We start from the raw sequence: 9,770 nt of genomic DNA, 5'->3' as shown, positions 1-9,770 counted from the left end.
GCAGGCAGGATCGCAAAACCGGCGAGAAGGAAACCGGTACCGAAGTGGCGGACGCATACATGGTGCATGGCCGCGGCTTCGATCTGGCCAGGGTGCGGGGCTGGTACACCCAGGAGCAATACTGGGACAGGGAACGGAACATCGGCTCCGCCACTGTGCGCTTTCGCATCAACGATCGGGGCGACTACTGGGAGCGGCTGATCGACAAGCCGCACCGCTTCGGCAAGAAGAAGGCCCACTTCAACTACGGCAGCAAAACCAAGGGCCAGGCCTGGGTGCCGCCCGGTCTGGACATTACCCAGGGCAAAGAGCTGTGGGTAGTGGAAGGAATCTTCGACGCCATCGCCCTGTACCACGCTGGCGTGGCTGCGGTTTCCGCCTTCAGCTGCAACAACTATCCGGACACCTTCCTGGCTGAACTGCAGAAGGCCCGGGAAGACGCCGGCGAAGACCTGCCCCGCCTGATCTGGGCCATGGACGGTGACGCCGCCGGCGTTCGCTACATCCGCAAGTTCGCCAACATCGCCCGTTCCCAGGGCTGGAATGTAGGCGCGGCGGTGATCCCCCAGGAAGGAAAGCACAAGCGCGACTGGAACGACGCCTGGCAACGCGGCGAGCTGATCAGCGAAGACGGCGAGCCCACAACCAAGGAATTCCTTTACCAGGGTGATCTGGTCATTGCCCGCAGCGCCCAGGAAAAGGCGAACCGGATCTACACCCACACCGGGCGAAACGAGTTTCCCTTCGGCTTCAACAACCGGCTGTTCTGGTTCAAGTTGAACATGGAGGAATTCCACAAGGCCATGAGGGACCTGGAAGACAGCGACGAGCCGCTGACCGACCGCCAGATGGTCGACCGGGCCCTGGAACAATGCAACGCCGTGGTGGAGATCGCCAACTGCTACCCCACCGCCCTGTACTACCTGGCCAACAAGGTCACCGACGAGAGTTGGTACTACTACCGGGTGGACTTCCCCCACGACGGCCGGGCCGTGAAGAACACCTTCAGCGGCGGCCAGCTGGCCAGCGCCAGCGAGTTCAAGAAGCGCATGCTGGGCATTGCCCCCGGTGCCGTGTGGACTGGCTCCAGCCAGCAGCTGGATCGCCTGCTGAAACAGCAGATCAGCGGCATCAAAACCGTCGAGACCATCGATTACATCGGCTACAGCAAAGAGCACGAAACCTGGGTATTCCCAGAACTGGCCGTGCACGCGGGCCAGATCCACGAACTGAACAACGAAGACTACTACGACATCGGCCGCATGAGCGTGAAGACGCTGTCCGAATCCGTCGCGCTGGCCATCAACAAAGACCGCAGCGATTACCAGCGCGGCTGGGCCCGCGACCTGGCCGAGTGTTTCGGGCCCAAGGGTGTGATCGCCCTCGCCTACTGGCTGGGCAGCCTGTTCGCCGAGCAGATCCGGAAGGAACACAAGTCCTTCCCCTTCATTGAAATCGTCGGTGAAGCGGGCTCCGGTAAGTCCACCCTGATCGAATTCCTCTGGAAGCTAGTAGGCCGTCAGGATTACGAAGGCTTCGACCCCAGCAAAGCCACCCTGGCCGCCCGGGCCCGGAACTTTGCCCAGGTGTCCAACCTGCCGGTTGTGCTGATCGAATCCGACCGAGACCAGGACGGCGCCGGCGGCAAGCAGAAGCAGTTCGACTGGGACGAACTGAAAACCGCCTACAACGGCCGCAGCGTGCGCAGCCGTGGCCAGAAGAACGGCGGCAACGACACCTACGAACCGCCCTTCCGTGGCGCGATTGTGATCAGCCAGAACGCCCAGGTTAACGCCAGCGATGCGGTACTGCAGCGCATCGTGCATCTGAACGTCACCCGGGAAAACCACAACGAAACCACCAAGGCGCTGGCCGAGAAGCTGGAACGCACACCCATGAGCCAGGTCAGCGGCTTCGCGCTGCACGCCACCACCACCGAAGCCCAGATCATGCGCATGGTGTGCGATCGCTCCCCCCAGTATGAGAAGGCCCTGGCCGAACTGCCGGAGATCCGCATACACCGGATCGCCAAGAACCACGGCCAGATGATGAGCCTGATTGACTGCCTGGGCCCGGAAGGCCTGAAGCTGCTGCCGGATTCTTACCTGGAACCGGCCCGGGAAATGGTGATGGACATGGCCAAAGAGCGCCAGAGCGCCGTCAACGCAGACCACCCGATGGTGCAGGAATTCTGGGAAGCCTTTGACTTCATCGAAGGGCTCAGCGGTGGCAACACCCTGAACCACTACGGCGATAACGAGAAGCTGATCGCCGTGAACCTGAAGCACTTCGAGCAGGTGTGCGCCGAATCCAAGCTGCGCATACCGCCCATTTCCGAGCTGAAACGCCACCTGAAAACCAGCCGCAGCCGCAAGTTCATCGAAAGCAGCCGGACAGTTCGTTCGGTGATTCGTGAAGGCCTCAACTCATCAGCCAGCCCTTCAGTGCGGTGCTGGATCTTCCAGAAAGAGATGTAAGGAGCAAGCCATGGAACACACCTTCGACCAGGCCGCCGCCCTGCTGGGCACAGGCAGAAACAAGCTGGCCCGGCAGCTGCGCCAGCTGAAGATGCTGGACAAGCACAACATGCCCGCCGGCCCGTTCCGTGGCAAAGGCATCTTCGTGGTGAAGACCGGCACCTACGACCACCCGACCAACGGCAAAACCCCCTACACCAAAACCCTTATAACCGACCGGGGCCTGGAACTGATCCGGTACCGGCTACCACCCAACGAGGAAGCACCCATGCACAAACAACCCGCAACCCAACCCACCGGCCGCGTACACGACCTGGGCGAGCTGACCGTGATCAACGAAGACCACGACCGCTGCCACCACCGCGTGGCCATGGTGGTGGTGTTCGACTCCCCCGAACAGGCCCAGGCCTGCGTGAAAGCCGGTGCCGTTCGCCTGGTGCCAGCCATGGATCTGAACCCGGACGCCACGGAGGCCATGCGCCATGGCGGATAAAGCCGATATCGCCGGGGACTACATCGAGCAATCCCTGGAACTGGCCCTGCAGAACCAGCGAAAGCAGGCCAGAGGCACCAGCAACGAACCGTACTGCGAAGAATGCGGTACCGAGATCCCCGCCAAACGGCGGGAAGCACTGCCCGGCTGCGCCACCTGTGTGGATTGCCAGCAGCTGCTGGAAATGAAAACGCGGAACCACCGATAGGAATACGCCTAAAAGGCGAACGGGAGAAAAACAGATGAGCGCTGACAGCCTCTTAGTCCAAAAGATAGTCGACAGTCTCGACGCTCTGACCAAGCGAGCGAAATACCTTCCCGTGCGGGAACTGGAGCGCCTGGAAGAGAAAATGACTAAATCTCTCAGAAATAACGTTGTCGACGTTATCACTAAGAAGCAGGTTCATTTCACGATCGAAGGCTACGCCATAAACCCACTTCTGCCGGACAACTTTTCGTCTTGCCCGAATGACCAGAGGCCGGATAGCCACCACTTCTGGTGGTGCCGGCCCTACATCCTGATCAAGACATCAGGCGAAAAAACCCTTTTCTGGGTGGAGTGCTTGGACGGCGGCGCATGGGATCGGCCCACCTGGTGGGGAGAGGCCGAGACCCTCGACGCCGCGACCGAAATTTGCCGTAACGGTCCGACCTGGAAAAAAACCCAATAAGGCCGGAAAGGCCAACTGGAGAATAACGATGAAAACGCAAACGCTGACCAGAGAACAATTCATTGAGCAGTTCACCGCCCGCCAAGAACAGGAGCGGGCAAACGCCGCGGCCATGCGGAAAGATCCCCAGGCCTGCGCCACGGCCCTGTGGCAGATCGCCCGCGGCGACACCGGCGGCGGACGCGCAGCCAGCGCCCTCCTGCTGTCCCTATGGAACAACCACTTCGCCGCCAACATGCGCGACGTAATGGGCAACCTGGACATCAAGCACACCGAAGCGGCCCTTGGCCTGCTCGAACACATGGGCGGCGGCTGCTGGCTGGAACGGTACCTGACAGACGAACAGATCATGCAGGTGATCAACCAGTGGGGCGAGTTCCACGAGATCCGGAGGGAGCGCACGTGAAGGTGATTGATCTGTTCGCTGGTGCCGGTGGGTTCTCCACTGGCGCCCAGCTGGCTGGCCACCAGGTGGTTTGGGCCGCAAACCATTGGCCGGATGCCGTGGAATGTCACAGCAAGAACCACCCAGACGCCGAGCACGAATGCCAGGATCTACAGCAGTACAACTGGGCTTACATGCCGGATCATGACATGGGCCTGGCAAGCCCCTGCTGTCAGGGAAACAGTCCGGCGAGAGGCATGGTCTACAACAACCCGCAGCATGACGCTTCGCGATCTACCGCCTGGGCTGTGGTTTCTGCTGCCGAGCATCACCGTCAGCAGTTCTGGGTGATCGAGAATGTCCCCGGTTTCTTGCGGTGGAACTTATATCCTGCCTGGGAAATGGCCATGCGTTCACTGGGCTATAGCGTTGCCCCTCACATCATAGACGCCGCCGACTACGGAGCGCCCCAGCATCGAGTTCGTCTCTTCCTGGTACTGGCCCAGTCAACGCACCCGCTGCATCTACAGATACCCAAGTCCCAGCACATCCCCGCGAGCCAGTTCATCGACTTCGATAGCGGCAAGTGGAGCCCGATCTACAAGCCCGGGCGCAGCAATGCAACTATCGAGAGGGTAGAAACTGGCCGGCAAGCGTTCGGTGAGCGATTCATCATGCCTTACTACGGCAACGGATCCGGCAAGACCGGACGTAGCCTGGATCGACCCATCGGCACCATCACGACACGCGATCGCTGGGCCATCGTCGACGGCGACCGCATGCGCATGCTCAACCGGTGGGAGTGCCGGGACGCGATGAGTTTCCCCGCTGACTACCAGCTCCCCGACAACCACAGGCTGGCAGTTCACCTTTTGGGCAATGCTGTGTGCCCGGAGCCAGTCAAGCAAATTCTTCAGGCAGTAGAGGCAGCCGCATGAAGTCAAAGAAGAAAATCAGAAAGCAACACAGCGCAATCGCCCGAGACCAGCGCCTCTTCTCCCAGTCCCGACTATGGACATGGGAGGGCCTGGCCAGCCCGGGCGATGGCCCGCAGTACACCACCGCCGAAAAGCGGACACCGTTCGGCTGGATAGACATGGGCCACGACCTCGCCCACCAGCTGCTGAAGCGCCCCCGCAACTGGTCAGTGGCTGTTCGCGCCCTGTGCCGTTCGCCGGACGGGGCCATGTGGATGGAAAGCCGGATCTTCGACTTGCCGAGCTACAACCTGCAACAGATCCAGGGCGCCTACCACCAGCTGCGAGCCGACGTAATGACCGCCCAACGCACAGACCAGGTATTCGACCTGGGCTGGATCTGCCAGACCTGGCACGGCACCAGGCCGGAAGACGAACTGGAGCTTTGGCACTACCAGTACGCACCGGAGGAAATAATCCGGAAGGTCACCAAAGACGAGAAAGCCATCAACCGCATGGCCGGCCCGGGCTTCAGCCAGGAGCGGCACGACCGGTGGCAGCAGGTTAACCGGGATTACCTGGAGCAGCGGAAGCGGGAATTGGAACAGGAGAACGCAGCGTGAAGATGAGACAGTTTGAATATCCCGAGGAACTAAGAGTTTTCTATCAACAAACAGTGGATCTGGTCAGAGCGTTCGCAAAAACTTTCGATCCTCATGCTGCTTGGTCCCAAAGCACAAATGAGGTGTTCGAGAAAATTGCCGACCAGATGGATTCTCTTTTTGAGGCGGGTGTTCGCAAAGGTTACGAACAAGCGTTAGATAAGTGGCTGGAAGTAGAGTTTTGTTGGGAATGCCATTCCAGGTGGGTCGCAGTCAGGACTGACGAGTGGGCACTAGACTCTGGGAATGGGTGCTCTAGCTGCAATGCTGACCATAAGCATGAATGGTGGAGAGAACATTCGTCGTCGTCATGGAGACTAGAAAGGAATAATTCAGACCTGAAAGTTTCCCAGTCCGCTTTATGCGAATATTTACAAAAAGACATCGGTTGCTTTGTTAGAGATTTAAGTACATGTGTTGGCAGAGTAAATAATAATGTAAATAATTGGAGTGTAAGCCGAAACCTGTTTCTTCATTCGCTAATTGATCTACAGAACTCAGCCTTTTTGGCAGGACAAAATAACCGAAAATTGAGCCTACCCGACGAATTAGAAAGAAGGCGTTCATCAGCTGGCCGGGATTTTGACCGCCTTTTCAATACTAGTGATGATCCTTACAGCTTTGAGGTTTCTAACGAAGACGAGAGTTTCCTAGAAAATATAAATAGATGGTGGGTAACCAACACCATAAAGAACCCTCATGGAGACCCAAAAACTCACCTATCACAGCTTGGCTGGTCGGATGGCGTCATTGGTCAGATCGAGTACGCGTGTGCAGTTCTTGAGACTAAATTCGGGTATGACGTGCAGCCATACCACGAGGCCGGGGCTAGATTAACTCCTGCCGAATACACGGGGATATATATCCTTCTCAAGGGTCAAGAGATTGTTTATGTCGGGCAATCAAGGAATATATTCCAGAGAGTGAAAGGACACTTAGGAAAAGATTTTGATTATTTCGTTCCTATAAAGGTTCCCATGCAGGACATGGATGTTTGTGAAGGCTCTTTAATTAGATTCTTCAAACCAAAGCTTAACAAGTCTAACCCGCCTGGTGCTCACTTACCGAAGGAACGATGGGAAGAGATTATGGAAGAAATGTGGCTTATGACTTGACCTAAGGATGAACAATGAAAACTCCAAACAAGACCACTATAAAGCCATCAATGAACGATCAATGCCAATACCCGAACTGCCGGTGCCCCTTCGATATGGGCTCGGACAACCTTTGTCTGATCGGAAAACCAAACCCAAAAGCCCGACACATCGGCACGGCTGAATCTCCGATTTCCAGCGCTCTACGCGAGGCAGTGGCTTCAGAAATGTGCCGGCTAGGGCTGGGCTTCCACGAGTCCCAGGCAGAGAGCCTGGCCATCGTGGTGTTACGCCACCTAAAGAAACCAACTGGTCTGGCTTCAGGCCACGACAGTAATCGAGAGGGCAGCTATGGAAAACGTTAAAGGCGGTCACCTGGCCCGATCCGCTGCCATGCTTTGCCAAGATGCAGACTTCCGCCGTTACCTTGACCGAGCCCAAAGCGTAAAAGGCAACGTCGAAATCCCGGACGGCACCCACACCGAAGAGGATGCGCGGGATCTGATCATCACCGCCTGCCAGATCAGCAGCCGCGCAGAGCTGGATCATAACGTCCGGGCTGCCACCAAGTTCCGGCAGATCAAGGCACACTTTCAGCGCTGGAAAAGCCGGCAGGTTCGGCGGGAGGCGGCAACTCAGTGAGACCGGTCTCAATTCAGACCTTTATCGAGGTGGTCTATTGCGAAGACAATCAGCCGCCGTCGCTGGCCACCATTCGCAGGCGTTGCCCGGAAATTCCGGGCGCGTTCCGCGATGGCCGGCGCTGGCGAATTGATCTCGACACCTACTTCGAAACCATGGAACGGCGGATCAGGGGTTTGCCGGAGAACCCGCAGGAGCTAGGATTACTTCAGGATCTGGCAGAGCAGTTGCAATAATATGGCCCCACCACGCAGAAAACCCGGCCAGGAGTGGCTTGCCCGCTACCCTGGCCTTTACATTAATTCCCGCGATGGCGTTTTCCACGTACGCCACCCTGTTACCCGCAAACAAGGCAGCCTGCAGACCAAAGACCGGCAGATAGCCATCCGGCGCTGGGCGATCCTGCAGCAAATGTGGGAACAGTCCACAACCGACTTCGACGCCCAGCTGATGGCGGGCAACATGGCCGCTGCCCGTCCGCCCCAGGCAGCCAGGAAAATCACCATGCGCCAATACCTGAAGCGCTGGCGTACTGAAGTCCTTGGCCACCGGATCATAAAAGGCCGTGTGGAATGGGGTGAATGCCATGTGCTGAGTGAGCGCGGCCGTAACCGTGGCCGGGCGATCGCCATTCCAACCCGCAGAGATTACGCCAACGACGCGCAGCAGCTCGAAGCCAGCGAACATTCCAACTTCACACTGACCGATCCGGCCATCCTGCGGAAGGTTCGCCGCCTTCTTTCCGACTGGAACACCAAGCCGGTGCACTATAACGGGCTGCGCAACACGCTTTCCCGGGTGTTCAGCCATGCGGTTGAAGATGGCCTGATCGACCGAAACCCGGTACCGGATGTGAAGAAAGCAACCGAGCCCAAGCGGGAAGTGCTGATTCCGGATGATGCCTATGCCCAGATATCCGCCCATCTCCTCGAGCACAAACTGAACCGCCGAACTCACGACGGTACCTGGCGCGCGAAGATCTGCGACATGATCTATATGATGAGCCAGCAGCCCATCGATGTATTCGGGCTCCGGGAAGACCAGATTCACGATGACGAGGGCCCGATGGGTGAGATCCACTTCGCCAGGCACAAAACCGGCGTGGCCATCATTCTGGAAATGAACGAAGACTTTCGCCACCTGGTGGACTGGTTCCGATCCTTCAAGCGCCAGCAAGGGATCATCTCCCCTTACCTGATGGTGTATCCGTCCTACTTCGACAAGCGCAGCCGCCACCAGCCAGTGAAGCACCGCTTCATGCAGCTATCGTGGGCGGAGGCCTGCAAGGATGCTGGCTACGGCGGCCAGTACCAGCTTCGGGATCTCCGAAAGAAAGGGCTCACAGACGAGTTCGTATCGCAGGGCGAGAACAACAAGGGCGGCCACCAGACAGAGGCAATGCGCAGGCACTACCGCCTGATCACGCCGCCAGAGCGGAGCAAGTCGACGCTGAAATCGATAGAGGCTGCTAAGCTAAAAACGTAAAAGGATGTCGACATGTTGTCGACATGATGTCGACGTCCGATAATTCGCGAACGCTCAACGCTGCAAAGTACTGGATTTTAAAGGAAAATAATGGAGGCGCGGGTCGGAATCGAACCGGCGTTAACGGAGTTGCAGCGCCCCATCACCGATAGTCAACAATCCAATCTAATCAGCATGTTACAGGTTTTCTGAACATCGCCCTACCGCTCACAAGCGCGCATTCATCACCCAAATAATCAATAACATACGTTAGCGTTGTCGACGTACTACCGGCGCACACGGAGTCTTCTGCCTGGCAATCCCAGACCGGCATGCTCGCAGAAACAGCCCACCTACATCTCATTCTCACGCAGTCAGCATCGGCGTCTTTCTGTTTATAAAAGCACGGATATTTTGAGGGATATACGCGTGTGCGGGCGTGCGTGTTGGGCGGGCTGGCTCAGAATGTTTGGGGGCTTCGGAAAAGTGTAACAAGTGTAATAAGTGTAATATCTATCTCTATCTATATGATTATATTAGAAATTACTTGTTACACTTTTGAAGATAAAAACGTAACGTTGTTACACTTCTTACCTGTAACAAACCGCAATCCCCTACCCTAATAAAATCAACGGTGTAGCATTTCCGTTACGTTTTGTTGCACTTTAGGTGTAACAGACTTTTCTGTTTATTATCATATACCTAAGAGCCGTTTTTAGGCCTTGTTACGTTGTTACACTTTTCCGAAGCCCCCCTGGATTCTCAGTATTCCCGGAACGAACAATCAATGACTTACGGGAGTGACCGTGTTTGCTACTGATGGGCTTTGATAAATCGCGGTACCAAGAGCCCGCAGGTGGGGTGGGGTGACCGCGAGCTTTGGGTGTGAACCCCATACGGGGGGGTGTGCAGGACTGGTGATCGTCAAGGCGCTTCACCAGGTGCTGGCTGAGCCCTGTGGTTGC

The 9,770-nt window shown here is 57.1% G+C and carries 11 protein-coding genes; all 11 read left to right on the top strand.

Annotated elements, in window-relative coordinates; all coding sequences use genetic code 11:
- A partial coding sequence (locus tag WD071_RS02550) for a toprim domain-containing protein (RefSeq protein WP_368046744.1) occupies positions 1 to 2,477 on the top strand: 2,477 nt, incomplete at its 5' end.
- A gap of 10 nt (positions 2,478 to 2,487) precedes the next feature.
- Complete coding sequence (locus WD071_RS02545; protein ID WP_368046743.1) at positions 2,488 to 2,970, top strand: phage antirepressor KilAC domain-containing protein; 483 nt, start codon at positions 2,488 to 2,490, stop codon at positions 2,968 to 2,970.
- On the top strand, positions 2,960 to 3,178 hold the full coding sequence (locus tag WD071_RS02540; protein ID WP_368046742.1) for a TraR/DksA family transcriptional regulator: 219 nt from the start codon (positions 2,960 to 2,962) through the stop codon (positions 3,176 to 3,178). The genes WD071_RS02545 and WD071_RS02540 overlap by 11 nt, the downstream gene beginning before the upstream one ends.
- 34 nt (positions 3,179 to 3,212) lie before the next feature.
- Positions 3,213 to 3,641 (top strand): hypothetical protein, encoded by a 429-nt coding sequence (locus tag WD071_RS02535; protein WP_368046741.1) that lies wholly within the window; start codon positions 3,213 to 3,215, stop codon positions 3,639 to 3,641.
- Between the two features lie 28 nt (positions 3,642 to 3,669).
- The gene (locus WD071_RS02530) at positions 3,670 to 4,047 is read left to right on the top strand and encodes a hypothetical protein (RefSeq protein ID WP_368046740.1); all 378 of its coding nucleotides are present in this window, start codon (positions 3,670 to 3,672) and stop codon (positions 4,045 to 4,047) included.
- On the top strand, positions 4,044 to 4,964 hold the full coding sequence (locus WD071_RS02525; protein ID WP_368046739.1) for a DNA cytosine methyltransferase: 921 nt from the start codon (positions 4,044 to 4,046) through the stop codon (positions 4,962 to 4,964). The genes WD071_RS02530 and WD071_RS02525 overlap by 4 nt, the downstream gene beginning before the upstream one ends.
- Positions 4,961 to 5,566, top strand: coding sequence for a hypothetical protein (locus WD071_RS02520; protein WP_368046738.1), 606 nt, complete (start codon positions 4,961 to 4,963; stop codon positions 5,564 to 5,566). The genes WD071_RS02525 and WD071_RS02520 overlap by 4 nt, the downstream gene beginning before the upstream one ends.
- The gene (locus WD071_RS02515; RefSeq protein WP_368046737.1) at positions 5,563 to 6,720 is read left to right on the top strand and encodes a GIY-YIG nuclease family protein; all 1,158 of its coding nucleotides are present in this window, start codon (positions 5,563 to 5,565) and stop codon (positions 6,718 to 6,720) included. The genes WD071_RS02520 and WD071_RS02515 overlap by 4 nt, the downstream gene beginning before the upstream one ends.
- Positions 6,721 to 7,050: 330 nt before the next feature.
- Complete coding sequence (locus tag WD071_RS02510; RefSeq protein WP_368046736.1) at positions 7,051 to 7,341, top strand: hypothetical protein; 291 nt, start codon at positions 7,051 to 7,053, stop codon at positions 7,339 to 7,341.
- The gene (locus WD071_RS02505; RefSeq protein ID WP_368046735.1) at positions 7,338 to 7,577 is read left to right on the top strand and encodes a hypothetical protein; all 240 of its coding nucleotides are present in this window, start codon (positions 7,338 to 7,340) and stop codon (positions 7,575 to 7,577) included. Before WD071_RS02510 ends, WD071_RS02505 begins: the two co-directional genes overlap by 4 nt.
- 1 nt (position 7,578) lies before the next feature.
- Positions 7,579 to 8,826 (top strand): hypothetical protein, encoded by a 1,248-nt coding sequence (locus WD071_RS02500; protein ID WP_368046734.1) that lies wholly within the window; start codon positions 7,579 to 7,581, stop codon positions 8,824 to 8,826.
- The last annotated feature ends 944 nt before the right edge of the window (positions 8,827 to 9,770 follow it).

Source organism: Pseudohongiella sp. (assembly GCF_040877505.1).
Lineage (GTDB): Bacteria > Pseudomonadota > Gammaproteobacteria > Pseudomonadales > Pseudohongiellaceae > Pseudohongiella.
The sequence above is the reverse complement of the archived record's forward strand: the minus strand, read 5'-3'. Positions and strand labels throughout refer to the sequence as shown.

Coding starts and splice junctions, on each gene's coding strand:
- WD071_RS02545 (WP_368046743.1), top strand. CDS start 2,488: ATGGAACACACCTTCGACCAGGCCGCCGCCCTGCTGGGCACAGGCAGA.
- WD071_RS02540 (WP_368046742.1), top strand. CDS start 2,960: ATGGCGGATAAAGCCGATATCGCCGGGGACTACATCGAGCAATCCCTG.
- WD071_RS02535 (WP_368046741.1), top strand. CDS start 3,213: ATGAGCGCTGACAGCCTCTTAGTCCAAAAGATAGTCGACAGTCTCGAC.
- WD071_RS02530 (WP_368046740.1), top strand. CDS start 3,670: ATGAAAACGCAAACGCTGACCAGAGAACAATTCATTGAGCAGTTCACC.
- WD071_RS02520 (WP_368046738.1), top strand. CDS start 4,961: ATGAAGTCAAAGAAGAAAATCAGAAAGCAACACAGCGCAATCGCCCGA.
- WD071_RS02510 (WP_368046736.1), top strand. CDS start 7,051: ATGGAAAACGTTAAAGGCGGTCACCTGGCCCGATCCGCTGCCATGCTT.
- WD071_RS02500 (WP_368046734.1), top strand. CDS start 7,579: ATGGCCCCACCACGCAGAAAACCCGGCCAGGAGTGGCTTGCCCGCTAC.